The sequence below is a fragment of the Rhodococcus sp. C1 genome (assembly GCF_020809065.1).
Lineage (GTDB): Bacteria > Actinomycetota > Actinomycetes > Mycobacteriales > Mycobacteriaceae > Rhodococcus_F > Rhodococcus_F qingshengii.
In genome coordinates, this window is sequence record NZ_CP078080.1 from 2,685,656 (window position 1) to 2,700,416 (window position 14,761).

General features: G+C 64.0%; 15 protein-coding genes. 11 read left to right on the forward strand and 4 right to left on the reverse strand.

Features of this window, described 5'->3' with window-relative positions; genetic code table 11:
* The first annotated feature begins 78 nt into the window (after positions 1 to 78).
* Both KTR60_RS12430 and KTR60_RS12435 read left to right on the forward strand, forming a co-directional pair.
* Entirely contained in the window at positions 79 to 648 is a 570-nt protein-coding gene (locus tag KTR60_RS12430) for an RNA polymerase sigma factor (protein ID WP_007734974.1), read from the forward strand.
* Between the two features lie 76 nt (positions 649 to 724).
* Complete coding sequence (locus KTR60_RS12435; protein ID WP_003942693.1) at positions 725 to 1,558, forward strand: GAF and ANTAR domain-containing protein; 834 nt, start codon at positions 725 to 727, stop codon at positions 1,556 to 1,558.
* Here KTR60_RS12435 and KTR60_RS12440 read toward each other — a convergent pair.
* The gene (locus KTR60_RS12440) at positions 1,555 to 1,980 is read right to left on the reverse strand and encodes a DUF6069 family protein (RefSeq protein WP_042925815.1); all 426 of its coding nucleotides are present in this window, start codon (positions 1,978 to 1,980) and stop codon (positions 1,555 to 1,557) included. The genes KTR60_RS12435 and KTR60_RS12440 overlap by 4 nt on opposite strands.
* A gap of 85 nt (positions 1,981 to 2,065) precedes the next feature.
* Positions 2,066 to 2,935, reverse strand: a complete 870-nt coding sequence (locus KTR60_RS12445) for a PhzF family phenazine biosynthesis protein (RefSeq protein ID WP_228402205.1) — start codon at positions 2,933 to 2,935, stop codon at positions 2,066 to 2,068.
* Between the two features lie 121 nt (positions 2,936 to 3,056).
* Between KTR60_RS12445 and KTR60_RS12450 the strand changes: the two genes are divergently transcribed.
* Together KTR60_RS12450 and KTR60_RS12455 are read left to right on the forward strand one after the other, a co-directional pair.
* A complete protein-coding gene (locus KTR60_RS12450; protein ID WP_064112709.1) occupies positions 3,057 to 3,518 on the forward strand; it encodes a PPOX class F420-dependent oxidoreductase in 462 nt (153 codons plus the stop codon).
* A gap of 209 nt (positions 3,519 to 3,727) precedes the next feature.
* Complete coding sequence (locus KTR60_RS12455) at positions 3,728 to 4,273, forward strand: alpha/beta fold hydrolase (RefSeq protein WP_003942671.1); 546 nt, start codon at positions 3,728 to 3,730, stop codon at positions 4,271 to 4,273.
* Positions 4,274 to 4,350: 77 nt separating this feature from the next.
* On the opposite strand, the gene mtr is transcribed toward KTR60_RS12455, so the two are convergent.
* Positions 4,351 to 5,727: a mycothione reductase gene (gene mtr / locus KTR60_RS12460; protein WP_064112710.1), complete on the reverse strand. Its 1,377-nt coding sequence runs from the start codon at positions 5,725 to 5,727 to the stop codon at positions 4,351 to 4,353.
* Complete coding sequence (locus KTR60_RS12465) at positions 5,724 to 6,773, reverse strand: alpha/beta hydrolase (protein WP_064112711.1); 1,050 nt, start codon at positions 6,771 to 6,773, stop codon at positions 5,724 to 5,726. The genes mtr and KTR60_RS12465 overlap by 4 nt, the downstream gene beginning before the upstream one ends.
* A gap of 206 nt (positions 6,774 to 6,979) precedes the next feature.
* On the opposite strand from KTR60_RS12465, the gene mqo reads away from it, so the two are divergent.
* From mqo to cobA, 7 genes are all read left to right on the forward strand, one after another.
* Entirely contained in the window at positions 6,980 to 8,458 is a 1,479-nt protein-coding gene (gene mqo / locus KTR60_RS12470) for a malate dehydrogenase (quinone) (protein ID WP_230359902.1), read from the forward strand.
* Positions 8,459 to 8,469: 11 nt separating this feature from the next.
* The gene (locus KTR60_RS12475; protein WP_003942808.1) at positions 8,470 to 8,946 is read left to right on the forward strand and encodes a GNAT family N-acetyltransferase; all 477 of its coding nucleotides are present in this window, start codon (positions 8,470 to 8,472) and stop codon (positions 8,944 to 8,946) included.
* A gap of 224 nt (positions 8,947 to 9,170) precedes the next feature.
* The gene (locus tag KTR60_RS12480) at positions 9,171 to 11,132 is read left to right on the forward strand and encodes a magnesium chelatase subunit D family protein (protein ID WP_064112716.1); all 1,962 of its coding nucleotides are present in this window, start codon (positions 9,171 to 9,173) and stop codon (positions 11,130 to 11,132) included.
* Between the two features lie 21 nt (positions 11,133 to 11,153).
* On the forward strand, positions 11,154 to 11,768 hold the full coding sequence (cobO, locus tag KTR60_RS12485; RefSeq protein ID WP_003942784.1) for a cob(I)yrinic acid a,c-diamide adenosyltransferase: 615 nt from the start codon (positions 11,154 to 11,156) through the stop codon (positions 11,766 to 11,768).
* Complete coding sequence (locus tag KTR60_RS12490) at positions 11,762 to 13,138, forward strand: cobyrinate a,c-diamide synthase (protein ID WP_064444481.1); 1,377 nt, start codon at positions 11,762 to 11,764, stop codon at positions 13,136 to 13,138. The genes cobO and KTR60_RS12490 overlap by 7 nt, the downstream gene beginning before the upstream one ends.
* Before the next feature lie 13 nt (positions 13,139 to 13,151).
* Complete coding sequence (locus KTR60_RS12495) at positions 13,152 to 13,535, forward strand: cobalamin biosynthesis protein (RefSeq protein ID WP_267133028.1); 384 nt, start codon at positions 13,152 to 13,154, stop codon at positions 13,533 to 13,535.
* On the forward strand, positions 13,532 to 14,758 hold the full coding sequence (gene cobA / locus KTR60_RS12500) for a uroporphyrinogen-III C-methyltransferase (protein WP_007735001.1): 1,227 nt from the start codon (positions 13,532 to 13,534) through the stop codon (positions 14,756 to 14,758). The genes KTR60_RS12495 and cobA overlap by 4 nt, the downstream gene beginning before the upstream one ends.
* Positions 14,759 to 14,761 lie beyond the last annotated feature (3 nt).

Here is a 14,761-nt window from a genome sequence, read left to right on the forward strand (position 1 = left end):
TCCCGCGGGTGTCGACGTGGACGCGGTAGAATAGCCAGGCCTCACTCCCGCGACGGCTCCCTAGTAGGAGTGTGCGCGGTGACAGATCAATTCGACGGCTTGCTGACCGACTTCAGTGACGAGGTGCTGGTCGACTCGGCAATGCTCGGCGATCACGCGGCCTTCGACGTCATCGTCCGCCGATACGGCCCGCACTTGTATCGATTTGCCCGTCGACTGCTCGCGAGCGAGAGTGACGTCGACGACATCGTCCAGGAAACCTGCGTCGCTGCGTGGCGCCAACTTCCGGGGTTTCAGCGGCGCTCGAGCACCAAGACCTGGTTGTTCGCGATCTGTTCTCGCAAGATCTCGGATTTCTATCGAAAAGTCGGCTCCTGCGCCGCCGATATGGACGAACTCCGGGAAGAAGCTGATCCCCGTTTGCGTGATCCGAGCGAAGAAGTCTGCGGCACAGCATTTCTCGATGCCCTGGAATCCGAACTCGATCGCCTGCCACTGCGTCAGCGTGCTGCCTGGGTCTTGCGAGAAGTGGAGGGCATGACGTATCCGCAGATCGCTGTTGTCCTGGAGCTGAGTCCGGACGCGGTTCGTGGCCAGCACACTCGGGCGAGGCGGAATCTCGGTGTCGCACTCGATCGATGGCGATGACGACTCGGCGGTTTGCCGGGTTCTGTCACCGAACTCACTCTCCTTGGTGCCCGTGAAACTGGAAGAATGCTTCGTCGTGGATACCGCTTTCGACCCCAGAGGCTTCGACCCGAGAACCGAGGATTCGGTGCCGTCGGTACTGCCGGACGATGCGACGGCATCGGGTGCTGACGTCGCCGTCGAGGCTGCGGAAACTCGGCTGACGGCACGTGCGGTCAGAGAGTTGCTGGCAGCGCTCGGGGGAAGTATCGGCGACGAGGACGAACTCGTGGTTCTACTCCAACGCGCCGTCGAAATCGCGAACGACGCCATCGACGGCGCCGACAGCATCGGCGTCACCATCGATCTTGCCGGGCAGACCTACACCGCCGTTCACACCGATTCGCGGACCCTACGCGTCGACATCGAGCAATACGACGCCGGCGACGGACCATGTCTGCATGCGGCTCGAACCGGTGAAACCGTAGTCGTTGATGCCGAGACCAGCGCAGAACGCTGGCCGCGGTTCGCGGCTGCCGCGAAGGACGAAGGGATCAAGTCCTTTCTCGCGGCGCCGCTCTTCACGCCGGATCAGCGACTCGGTTCGTTCAACCTGTACGGACGTGCCCCAGCGGCCTTCGACAGCGTCGACGCGGAAGTCATGGAGATTCTCACGACAACAGTCTCACGCGCGATCGGAGACTTCTCCCGCTTCAAATCTGCCAAGGCGGTAGCTGACGCCTTGCAACGCGCGCTCGAGACTCGGGCGCCGATAGAACAGGCCAAAGGCATGCTGATGGCCATCCATCGGATCGACGCCGACACCGCATTTCACATGCTGCGCAGGCAGTCTCAGACCACGAACACCAAGTTGCGTGACGTGGCAGCCGAGATCGTCGAGACGTATTCCGCGCCGCCTACCGCGGTCTAGTTCGACGGAGACCGACGTACGGCCTCGAGCGCGACGACCACGCTCGCGGCGACAACCACGTGCATCAGCGCGAGCGTGACCGTGCTGGCGGCGTCGAAGTCCGCGGCGATCGTCAGGGCGATGGTGCCGAGCGCAAACACTGCACCCACGACCTGAGCGATGCGGATGATCGGCTCCCACTTCATTGAGATCAACATTGCGAGCGACAAACCGACCAGCAACGGCACTACCGTAAGTGTGATGACCCCGCCGGGAGCTACGCTCGCCACCTTTCCTTGATCTGTCATCTCGAACGATCCGCCCGATGCCAGGCCGATCAGCCACAGGATCAGGTTGGCGACGAGGGCGATGACCGTGGCCCCGAGTACGGCACGCGGCTTGGTGAGGTGGAGGTTGTGTGCGGTTGAAGCGATTGCAGACATGATGTTCTCCCGGCTCGATGCGATGCTCTTGTGACGTCGCTCTGGTGAATAGACCCGCCGGCCGGGAGAAACTCATCGCTGGTGGTTACCGGGGGTCGTCTGTCGGCACGGCGGTGCCGGTGACCGCGATACCGCCGTCGACCGGGATCTCGACCGCGAGAACGCTGGGTCGCCCGACGTGTCGGCCCTGGTGGATGGTGATCCGCCGCGGAGTGGCCGCGGGTTCGAGTTTGCGCAGGTAACCGCCGGTCGACGCCGCTGCGGACCCGGTCGCGGGATCCTCGACGATGTTTCCCACCGGAAACAGATTTCGAGCTTCGAAGGTGTTGTCGTCGAGGGGATGCAGGATCGTCACCGTGCCCGCCCACCCCTGCGCGTCCATCAGAGTTCGCATTGCGGATGGATCGAAGGTGAACTCGTCGAAGGCCGCCTGATCACGAAGTACGACAATCGGGTGCGTGTTGCCGGCGTACGAGAGCATTGCGGGATACCGCGCGTCGAGCGCAGACGAATCGACGCCGATGAGCCCGAGCAGTGCTGTCAGTACAGCATGATCGATCGGCGAGACCGATGGTTCGACGCTGGTGAAGGTCGCGGTGGACGTTCCGTCCTCGTCGGTCGCCGTGTCGATGGATACCGGTCCGATCGGTGTTTCGAATGTGAAGGTTCCGTCACCGTCTCGCTCGGTGAGAGCGATGGCCGTCGCAATAGTGGCATGACCGCAGAACGGTACTTCGGCGATGGGGGAGAAGTACCGGATCCGGCTGTGGCGCGGGTTGCCTCCGAGTTCCGGTTCGATGAGGAACGCCGTCTCGGCATACCCGACTTCGGCTGCAACGGATTGTAATTCGGGGTCGTCGAGCCCGCGGGCGTCGAGCAGCACGCCGGCGGGATTACCGCCGGCCGGATCCGAACTGAACGCAGTCAGTCGGAGGATGTCGTGAGAAGTTGCCATGTCGACCATCTTTGTCCGCTGTCGTCCATCGGGGGAAGAGACATCGCGCGATTGCGGTCCGCGATCTTCGAACTGGACTGCCTCCGGAACAAACCGGCCGCACGGCGTCGTTGGTGCAGATATGAGCGATGACACAGACACCGACGACGCGTTGTTCGCACTCGTGGCCGAGGGAAAACAAGGTGTGTTGGCAACCGTCAAGCGTGACGGCCGCCCACAGTTGTCCAACATCATTTACCGCTGGGATGACGAGTCGAAGACGGCTTCCGTGTCCATCACAGCCGATCGCGCCAAGAGTAAAAATGCGATCCGTGATCCGCGGGTTTCCCTCCACGTCAGCGCGCCCGACTTCTGGAGCTACGGCGTGATCGAAGGGCTTGCTGTGGTGACACCCGCAGCGGCCGATCCTCACGACGAAGTGTCGGACGCCCTGGTCGAGCTGTACCGGGACATCAGCGGCCAGGAGCATCCCGATTGGGAGGAGTACCGCGAAGCGATGGTGGCAGAGCGTCGACAGATCCTCACGGTGCGCGCTGATCACGTCTACGGAATGACGAGGCTCCCCAAGCCGTCCGGTACCTAGAGCCGCGCCCCACTGGAGTTCGGCCCACCCCCACTTTCGAGCGAACGGTACGTCCGTCGCCTCAGATGCGCCGAAAGCCACTTTCGCTCCGAGTGGAGGCGGTACAGAGCGAACAATTCGGGCTCGTAGCGGCGCGTGAATGTATGAGTGGTCATACTTCTGTCGACTCCAGGGTCCTCCACTGTGTGGATCGCGTACCGTTTCCAGACATGGAATTGACTCGAGTAGCGGTGGGCAGTGGTTCGTGCACCGTTCGGATCGACGGGCCGGTCAGCAAGCATGCGGTACTCCTGCTTCCCGGCAAGGGCGACCCCGTCGACTTGTACGACGATGTGTGTGAGCGACTGCACCATTCGGATCTGCGGACCGTCGCGGTGGAATCGATCGAGAATCTCGACGAGACCTCGGCAGTGGTACTTCTGGACGAGTTGAACATCGCCTGGGTGAACCTGGTCGGTCACCGGGAGGGCGCCGATCTCGCGTGGCTGTTGGCTGCACGTCAGTTCGGCCGCTTCGCGAGTTTGATCGCCGTGGACCGTGGACATCCGTCGGCCAGCGATATTGCCGGCGTACCGCCGGTCGAGGTTCCGACCACCGTAGTCGTGGGCAGTGGAGGTCGGGCCATCGCCGACGCCAGCGGTCGTTTCGTGTACTCCGACTTTCGCGTGACGGAACTTCCGGGTGTCGACGACGTCGTCAAGTCGGCACCGGCCGAACTCGCAACCGAGATCGTGCTGCGTACCAGCCCCTGGTGAAACTCTGACCGACGAAAAGGCGGGCACTCCCATTGCGAGGAGTGCCCGCTTTTTCGGCGTCATAAGGGCTGCGGGGCTCAGATGTCGAGGCCGAGCAGCGCGTTCTCGACCACTTCGGCCAGGGCCGGGTGGATCCAGTACTGGCCGCGCGCCATGTCCTGAGCTGACAAACCGAAGCTCATCGCCTGAATGAGCGGCTGGATGACGGTCGGAGCCTGCGTACCCATGACGTGGGCGCCGAGGATGCGTCCGGTGCCGCGCTCGGCGATCACCTTGCAGATGCCCTCCTGATCCTCCATCGCCCAGCCGTACGCGACGTCGCCGTAAGCCTGCACCTTGACGGTGATGTCGAGCCCGGCGTCGCGAGCCTGCTTCTCCGTCATTCCGACGTCGGCGATCTGCGGGTCGGTGAACACGGCTGCCGGTACGAAGCGGTGATCGGTGCTGCGAAGCCCGGACGTGTCCTTCCACGCGTCCTGGAGCAGGTTGTGCTGAACAACGCGCGCTTCATGGTTGGCGACGTGCTTGAGCTGGTACGGCGAGGAGACGTCACCGAGTGCGAAGACGCCCTCGGCGGTGGTGCGTTGGTATTCGTCGACCACGATCGAGCCCTTGTCGTCGAGTTCGACGCCGGCCTTGTCGAGACCGAGTAGGTCACCGTTCGGCTGACGACCCACCGCGACGAGGAGAACGTCACCGGAAACGACTGTGCCGTTTGCCAGTTCGACGGCGATGTTGTCGCCGTCGCCGCGTACCGACGTGAGGGGGGCGCCCAGATGGACGTCCCACTTCTGTTCGGCCAACTCGGTGAAGCGCTCGGAGATCTCGTCGTCGAGGTGCCGCAGCAGTCGCTGGCTGCGACCGATGATCGACACGCGAGAACCCAACGCGGAGAACACGTGTGCGAACTCGGTGGCGATGAATCCGGAGCCGACGATCACGAGGTGCTCGGGAAGTTCGGGCAGTCGCATGATGTCTTCGTTGGTGTAGTACTTCACACCACTCGACGCGATCTCGTCCGGGATGATCGGACGCGAACCGGCTGCGATGACCACCTGGTCAGCGGTGATCGTCTCGCCGGTTCCGGTGTCGATCGTCTTGTCGCCGGTGAACGTGGCGTGGCCGCGGTAGACGGTGGTGTTGGGACTGTCTTCGCTGCGGTACCGCTCACCACCTGCAGAAATGGGATCGATGCGGCCGAAGACACGCTTGACGATGTCGGACCAACGAACGCCGTCGAGCGTGGCGTCGACGCCGTACTTCTCGGCAGTGGTGACGGTGCGTGCCACCTCGGCGGCGTAGACGAACATCTTGGTCGGGATACACCCGACATTGAGGCACGTTCCGCCGAAGGTGCCCTCTTCGAGGATTGCGATCTTCTTGCCGTCGAACCGCTCGTCTGGCAGCGAGTTTCCGGATCCGCTGCCGATGATTGCAAGGTCGTAGTGCGTCACTGCGCGATCTCCTGTGTGTTGCTTGCTGTGCTTGCCGGACTTTCTGCGGCCGGCGTGAGGTGGCCGTCGAGCCACTCCAACCACAGGTCGAGTTCGGAAAAGGCTGTGGCCAAGGGCTTCTCGGTCGAAAGGAACACGTCGTGACGGGCGCCGTCGATCGGGACGATGGTGGTGCGATCGCCGAGGCAACCGGCCCAACGTGCGATCTGCTTGACGTCGAGCACGGAATCGGCGAGGTCGACGCTCGGGTTGTACGCCTTCGCGAACTGCGACTTCTTCGAGCGCAGAATCAGCGCGGGCACTCCGATGTCTAGGCCGCGGTGAAGTTTTGCGTGACCCGCTCGGACGGCCCGCATCCAGCCGAAGGTAACGGGGCAGCCTGCCAGTGGCTTCCAGTCGAGGTTGTAATCCCAGACGCCGTTGGCCGAAACATGAAGACTGGAACCGTAAGTCGGTAGCCCAGTTCCCGGGATCACCGTCTTCGCCGATACCCGTCCGAGCGCATCGATCGCCGTAGTACCGACGTTGCGCACCACTGAGGGACCCTGAAGGTCGAACCAGGGGCTGTTGAGTACCAGCCCGCAGATTCCGGCGCCGTCGCTGCCACCGGGCTTGCGCTGCAAACGGTTCAGCCAGAGCGGAACGATCAGACCGCCGGTGGAGTGCGCCATGAGCAGCACCTCGCTGCCCTCGGTCTCGCTGCGGACGATGCGCAGCGCTTCGTTCAGTTCGGCGTCGTAGAGCGCAAGGTCGGAGACGTAATGAGCTGTGTGCCCCGGTTTGAGGGAGCGGCCGCACTTACGCAGGTCGAGTGCGAAGAAGGCGTAACCCTGCTCGGCAAAGTGCTCGGCGAGGTGCTTCTGGAAGAAGTAATCGGTGAAGCCGTGCACGTACAAAACGGCACGGTGTGTCTTCACCGCCTCCTTCTGTGGTTGGTAGCGGACCAGTGTTGCGTCCACCTCGCCTTCGCCGTCCGGATCCGTTCCGAGCGGGATCGTCAGCTGCTGATATCCGTCACCGAGGACGTCTGGAACCCAAGTAGTCACAAATCACAATCTAATCGTCGTTTCGAGTGCGCGTTGTAGAGCACAATTGGGGGTGGTGAACCGCGCGTGTACGCACGGGTAACCTATTCGGCGTAACACAGCAGGCGGATGCGCGCACGGCTAATGACAAGGAAGTCGATTCTCCAGTGTCGAATCAGAACGCGGTAGAGACGAAGACGGATGTAGTGCTCGTGGGCGCAGGCATCATGAGCGCCACGCTGGGTGCATTGCTGCGCCAGCTGCAGCCCGATTGGTCGATCTCGACCTTCGAGCGGCTCGATGCCGTCGCAGCCGAGAGCAGCGACCCCTGGAACAACGCGGGAACCGGTCACTCAGCCCTGTGTGAGCTCAATTACACACCTGAGAACTCGGACGGCACGGTCGACATCAAGAAGGCCGTCAACGTCAACGAGCAGTTCCAGGTGTCACGCCAGTTCTGGGCACACGCGGTAGAGCAGGGCGTCCTGACACAGCCCAAGGAATTCATCAACCCCATCGCGCACGTGAGCTTCGTTCACGGTGAGGCCAACGCCAAGTACCTCCGTGCTCGTTACGACGCACTTGCCGGCCACACGCTCTTCCGCGGTATGGAGTACATCGACGATCCGGCCGAGTTCAGCAAGCGTTTGCCGCTCATGGCCAAGGGACGCGACTTCTCCGATCCCATCGCCCTGAACTGGAGCCAGGACGGCACCGACGTCGATTTCGGAGCGCTCACCAAGCAGCTCATCGGCTACATCGGCAAGACCGGCGGCAAGATGTACTTCGGCCACGAGGTCACCAACCTGACCCAGAACTCGGACAAGTCCTGGACCGTCAAGGTCACCAACCGTCGCACCGGTGAAAAGCGCACCGTTCGCTCGCGCTTCGTGTTCGTCGGTGCCGGTGGCGGCGCCCTGCACCTGCTGCAGAAGTCGGGCATCAAGGAAGCCAAGGGCTTCGGTGGCTTCCCGGTCAGCGGTGCCTTCCTGCGATGCACCAACCCCGAACTCATCGACCAGCACAGCGCCAAGGTCTACGGCAAGGCTGCCGTTGGCGCCCCGCCCATGTCGGTGCCTCACCTGGACACCCGTGTCATCGGCAACAAGCCGGGTCTGCTGTTCGGTCCCTACGCTGGTTGGTCGCCGAAGTTCCTCAAGCAGGGTCGCGTCACGGACCTGCCCGGCTCGGTCAAGCCGAACAACATCCTCTCGATGCTCGGTGTCGGTGTCAGCGAGCTCGGCCTGGTCAAGTACCTGGTCAGCGAGCTTGCCAAGAACGAAGCCGGTCGCATCTGGGATCTGCGTGAGTTCGCGCCCAAGGCGCAGGCCCAGGACTGGGAACTCATCACCGCGGGCCAGCGCGTCCAGGTGATCCGCCGTGCCAAGGGCAAGGGTGGTGTCCTCGAATTCGGTACCGCTGTGGTCGCCGCTGAGGACGGTTCCATCGCCGGCCTGCTCGGTGCTTCGCCCGGTGCGTCCACGGCCGTCCCGGCGATGCTGGACGTACTCGAGCGCTGCTTCCCGACCGAGTTCCAGGGTTGGAAGGGCAAGCTCCGCGAGATGGTTCCGTCCATCGGCGTCAAGCTCACCGACAACGAAGGCCTGTTCAACCAGGTCTGGGATTGGTCCTCGAAGGTTCTCGAGCTCGATTCCGCCGGTGCTTCCGAATCGGCTCCGGTCGCGGATACCGCCGCGACTGTGTGATAGTCCAACCCATGACGGCAACAGCAGCTTTGAAGCGTTCATGGGCACTCGATCTCGACAACAAGACGTTCTACGAGTTGTTGAAGCTTCGAGTGGAGGTCTTTGTCGTCGAGCAGGCTTGCCCGTATCCCGAGTTGGACGGGCGGGACCTGCTGACGGAAACACGCCACTTCTGGCTCGAGCAGGACGGCCAGGTGGTGTGCACGCTCCGGCTGCTCGAAGAGCACGACGACGGAAACAAGAGCTTCCGAATCGGACGCCTGTGCACGTCGCGTCAGGCTCGCGGCCAGGGCCACACGACCCGCCTCCTGCAGGCCGCACTGGCCGAGGTCGGCGAAGCGCCGTGTCGGATCAACGCCCAGACCTACTTGGTCGAGATGTACGCCAAGCACGGATTCAAGGCTGACGGCGAAGAGTTCATCGAAGACGGCATCCCGCACACCCCGATGCGTCGTGGTGGGGGAGAGCCTTTCGTGGCCGTCAGCTAGTTTGTCGGAGAATTGACCCTGGTCGGCTCGTGGGAAAGCGAGCCGACTAGGGTTTTTTCGATATCGAATGTTCGCGGGGAAGTCCTGTTCGATCCAGGCGCGGTCCCGCCACTGTGAAAGATCTCTCCTCTACCGATAAACCGGGAGATCTCAGCCAGGTTGCCGCGACATTCGAGTGCAGCCAAATTCTCGGCGAGGAAACCGAGAGGTGGAGGGATATCGACTTGCGAAGTGAAGAAGATCGACCAGTGGCGGGCTTCCCGTTCAGTGCTGTGGTCGGCCAGGATCAATTGCGATTGGCGCTGATCCTGTGTGCGGTGCATCCAGGGATCGGCGGGGTCTTGGTCCGCGGTGAGAAGGGAACTGCCAAGTCGACGGTCGTGCGCGCGCTGACTGCGCTGCTGCCCGCGGTCGACGACGCCGGAACGACACGACCGGCCCGCTTGGTCGAACTGCCCGTAGGCGCCACCGAAGACCGGGTGATCGGTTCGATCGACTTGGAGAAGGTTCTGCGTGACGGTGAGCGCGCATTCCAACCTGGACTGCTCGCCGCCGCTCACCAGGGTGTTCTGTACGTCGACGAGGTGAATCTGCTTCACGACCACCTGGTCGACGTGCTTCTCGACGCCGCGGCGATGGGCCGGGTTCACATCGAGCGTGACGGCATCTCCCATTCGCATCCGGCCAAGTTCGTACTCGTCGGCACGATGAATCCCGAAGAGGGAGAACTGCGTCCGCAACTTCTGGACCGTTTCGGTCTGGCTGTCGACGTCGCCGCGTCCCGCGACGTCGACATTCGCATGGAAGTGGTGCGTCGCCGACTCGACTACGAGCGTGACCCCGATGCATTTGTCGCTCGGTACGTATCCGCCGATGAGGAGTTGGCGTCCGAAATCCTCACGGCGCGTGAGAAATTGGACTCGGTCGAGCTGAGCAACCGCGAACTGCGTCGTATCGCCTCGCTGTGTGCGTCGTTCGACGTCGACGGTATGCGCGCGGACTTGGTGCTGGCGCGCACCGCGACGGCCCACGCTGCCTGGCGCGGCGACAGTGAAGTCACTGCGGAGGACGTACGAGTAGCGGCGGAACTGACGCTGCCGCATCGCCGCCGCCGCGATCCGTTCGACGAGCCCGGCTTGGATCAGCAGCAGTTGGACGATGCGCTCGAGCAGGCCGACCAGGATGCTCAGTCGCAGGTAGAGGACGACGCGCGCGACGGAGAGCCCGAACCTCCCGAGAATCACGAAGACCGTGGCCCGGAAGATGGCGGCTCCGATGACGGCGGTCCCGGACACGAAGGGCCGGACGACGACGGGCCTGACGACGACGGCCCGGACGACCCTGACGGACCTGGTGGGGGAGTACGCGCCACCGATCGCCCCTCGGCTCCACCGGCCGGCGAATTCAAGGCCAAGCTCCTCGAAGTTCCGGGAGTCGGTGAAGGTGCACCGGGACGACGCTCGCGGTCCATGTCGTCCCGTGGACGAGTTGTGCGGTCCACGCGGGAGCGTGGGCACGGATTGCATCTGACGAGCACGGTCTTTGCCGCAGCCGAGTCTCAAGTTGCCCGTGGTCGCACTGCTGGACGGTTGCGGCTGGCACCGGCTGACCTCCGCGGCGCGATACGTGAAGGGCGAGAAGGCAATCTGATCGTCTTCGTTGTCGACGCGTCGGGGTCGATGGCAGCACGCGACCGCCTCTCCGCGGTCACCGGTGCGGTTGTCTCGTTGCTCCGCGACGCCTATCAGCGCCGCGACAAGGTCGCCGTCATCACTGTCCGTGGTCGTGAAGCGGAGCTCGTACTGCCGCCGACATCTTCGGTGGACATCGCTGTCCGTCGCTTGCAGTCGATGCGTACCGGCGGCAAATCCCCACTCGCAGAGGGATTCCTGCGTGCTCGCGAAGTGGTTCTGCGTGAACGACTTCGTGACCCGCAGCGTCGCGCCCTCGTCGTCACACTCACCGACGGCCGGGCAACCGGCGGCAAGGATGCGCTGCACCGCGCCCGCGTCGCCGCGCATCTTCTCGCCGACGCGTCCGTCGCGTCCATCGTCGTCGACTGCGAGACCGGCCTCGTGCGTCTGGGGCTGGCGGCCGAGTTGGCGCGAGAACTACGTGGCGGATACGTCCGCCTCGCCGAATTGTCAGCGCAGCAGGTCGCGGGTGTCGTCCGCGCCGCAGCCTAGATCCCAGCTCAGGAGTTCACGATGCCCAAGGGTGTTCCCGAGACAGTTCCCGACGACGGTCTGACCACGCGTCAGCGTCGTAACGCGCCGGTACTTGCCGTGCACACCGGCCCGGGAAAGGGTAAGTCCACCGCCGCTTTCGGCATGGCGCTGCGTGCCTGGAATCAGGGGTTCGACATCGGCGTGTTCCAGTTCGTGAAGAGTGCCAAGTGGAAGGTCGGAGAGGAAGCCGCGTTCCGCGCGCTCGGAAACCTGCACGACGAAACCGGCGTCGGTGGGCCGGTGCAGTGGCACAAGATGGGCGAAGGTTGGTCATGGACACGCAAGGCCGGTAGCGAGGAAGATCATGCTGCTGCCGCTGCGGAGGGTTGGCAGGAGATCGCGAGAAGGCTTGCGAGCGAGGAACATCGATTCTATGTCCTCGACGAGTTCACCTATCCGCTCAAGTGGGGCTGGGTCGACGTCGACGAGGTCGTGCAGACACTGCGCGATCGTCCGGGCAACCAGCACGTAGTCATCACGGGACGCGACGCCCCGCAGGCGTTGATCGACGCCGCCGACCTCGTGACCGAGATGACCAAGATCAAGCACCCGATGGATGCCGGCCGAAAGGGCCAACGGGGCATCGAATGGTAAGTCCTTCCACTCCGGCCGTGGTGATCGCTGCTCCTGCCTCGGGTAGCGGAAAGACCACGGTGGCAACGGGATTGATCGGCGCGCTGCGACGGTCCGGTAGCAGCGTTGCACCCTTCAAGGTGGGGCCGGACTACATCGACCCGGGTTATCACGGACTCGCGGCAGGGCGGCCCGGACGCAACCTCGACACTGTTCTGGTGGGCCCGGATCGCATCGGACCGCTCTACCGGCATGGAACCGCTGGTTGCGACATCGCCGTGGTCGAAGGCGTCATGGGTCTGTTCGACGGGAAGATCGACGAGGCAAACTCGCAGCCGTCGGCGGAGGGATCGACGGCGCAGGTCGCGTCGATCCTCGGTTCGCCGGTAGTGCTCGTGATCGACGCCCGTGGGCACAGTCAGAGTCTGGCCGCCGTACTCCACGGCTTCGCGACCTACGACGCAGGTGTGCGCATCGGCGGCGTCATTCTCAATCGCGTCGGGAGCGCTCGTCACGAGCAGGTGTTGCGTCATGCGTGCGACAAGGTCGGCGTCGCAGTGCTCGGAGTTGTGCCGCGGTTGACGGAACTCGAAGTTCCCTCCCGGCACCTCGGCCTGATTCCGGCGGCCGAGCACGGCGCCGCCGCTGTGGCGGCAGTGGACGCGATGTCCGATTTGATTGCCTCGCACGTCGATCTGGGTGCTGTTCGCGCACTGGCCGCCTCGAACGTGAGTGCAGCTGCATGGGATCCGGTTGCCGAGGTCGGCGCACACGCAGAGTCTCGGCCTGTGGTTGCCATGGCGGGTGGCCCGGCCTTCACCTTCGGCTATGCCGAGCACCGGGAGCTGTTGACTGCCGCCGGCGCGGACGTGCAGGTGTTCGACCCGTTGCGGGACGAGCTTCCTGCGGGAACTGCCGCTCTGGTCCTTCCCGGTGGCTTCCCGGAGGAACACGCGGTAGACCTTGCGGCCAATACCGTACTGCTGCAGCAGGTTCGCGATCTGGCGGACGGCGGTGCACCGATCCACGCCGAGTGTGCCGGTCTGCTCTACCTCGCTCGCAGCTTGGACGGTCACAGCATGGCCGGTGTGGTCGGAGTGGATGCGACGTTCGGGAAACGCCTGACCCTCGGGTATCGCGAAGCAGTGGCGATCAGCGACTCCAGCCTCTTCGACGCAGGCTCCCGCGTCACCGGTCACGAGTTCCACCGAACGTCTCTCGTCTCGGCCGACGCGGACGGTTGCGGAAGTGCGTGGGGGTGGCGGCCCTGGGACGGCGGCAGTGTCCGCGAAGGGTTTGTTCGCGGTGGCGTCCACGCGTCGTATCTGCACACTCATCCGGTGGGGCAGCCCGAATCGATCGCGAAGTTCGTCGATGCCGCACGGCGATGACCTCTGTATAGGCGTGGGATTCACGACGAGTGTCACCGCGAAGGACATCGTCGCTGCGGTGAAGGCTGTGCCCGCGGCGCAAGGGAAGATCGTGGTACTCGCCACTGTGGCGGCAAAAGCTGAGTCTTCGACTCTTCTGACAGCGGCCCATGAACTGAACGTCCCGATTGTGAGTTTCGCCCCGGACGTACTTGCGCGAGTTCAAGTTCGGTCACCATCGCCTCGCGTCGAGAATGCCGTCGGAACGGCAAGCGTCGCGGAAGCGGCTGCGATCCTCGCGTCCGGGGGCGGCCGACTTGTGTTGGCCAAGACTGCCAGGGATGGAGTGACCGTGGCCGCGGCCCGTAAAGTTCCCTCCAGCTTGACCAATTCTGACAACGAAACGGAGTGCGAGTGAGCGAGTCCACCGCAGACGAGACCAACTACCTGGTCGGCCTCAACCTGACCGATCGACGCGTGGTCGTGTTCGGTGGCGGCACTGTGGCTCAGCGCCGACTCGGACTGCTGGTCGCCTCTGGTGCCCGCGTTCACGTCATCAGTCGCGCGTTCACTCCAGCCGTCGAAGGTATGGCCACTGCCGGTCAGATCACGGTCGAAGAGCGTCCGTACGCCGACGGCGACCTCGAAGGTGCGTGGTACGCCATCGCCTCGACCGACGAGCCGGAAACCAATGCGGCGATCGTCGCCGAAGCGGAGCGTCGCCACATCTTCTGCGTGCGCGCCGACAACGCGAAGCACGGCACCGCCGTCACTCCCGCCAGCGCCGAGTACGACGGTATGAGCATCGGAATTCTGGCGGGCGGCGATCACCGTCGTTCGGCAGCAGTCCGCACCGCCGTCGTCGAAGGTCTTCAGTCGGGCGTGCTCGCCGATACGGCCGAGCCTGCCGCTGCGGGTGTTGCTCTCGTCGGTGGTGGCCCCGGTGATCCCGATCTGATCACCGTGCGCGGACGCCGTTTGCTCGCCCGCGCCGACGTCGTCGTGGCCGACCGATTGGCTCCGCCGGAGTTGCTCGCCGAACTGGGTCCGGACGTAGAGGTGATCGACGCCGCGAAGATCCCGTACGGCCGTGCCATGGCTCAGGAGGCCATCAACGCCGCGCTGATCGACAACGCGAAGGCAGGCAAGTTCGTGGTCCGCCTCAAGGGCGGGGACCCGTACGTCTTCGGACGGGGATACGAAGAACTCGAAGCGTGTGCCGCTGCCGGCGTTCCGGTGACCGTAGTGCCCGGAATCACGAGCGCGATCTCGGTCCCGTCGGCCGCAGGCATCCCGGTCACCCACCGCGGCGTCACCCACGAGTTCGTCGTCGTCAGTGGGCACGTGGCTCCGGATCATCCGGATTCGCTGGTCGACTGGTCGGCGCTGGCCAAGTTGCGCGGCACGATCGTGCTGCTCATGGCGGTCGAGCGCATCGATCAGTTCGCGAAGGCACTCGTCGACGGTGGACGCCCGGCAACCACGCCGGTCACCGTGATCCAAGAGGGCACGCTGCGCACTCAGCGTGAACTTCGGGCCGATCTGGCGACCGTTGCTCAGCGCGTCAAGGACGAGGAGATCAAGCCTCCGGCGATCATCGTGATCGGGCCGGTCGCGGGCTTTTCCGTCGACGCTGGGTAACGT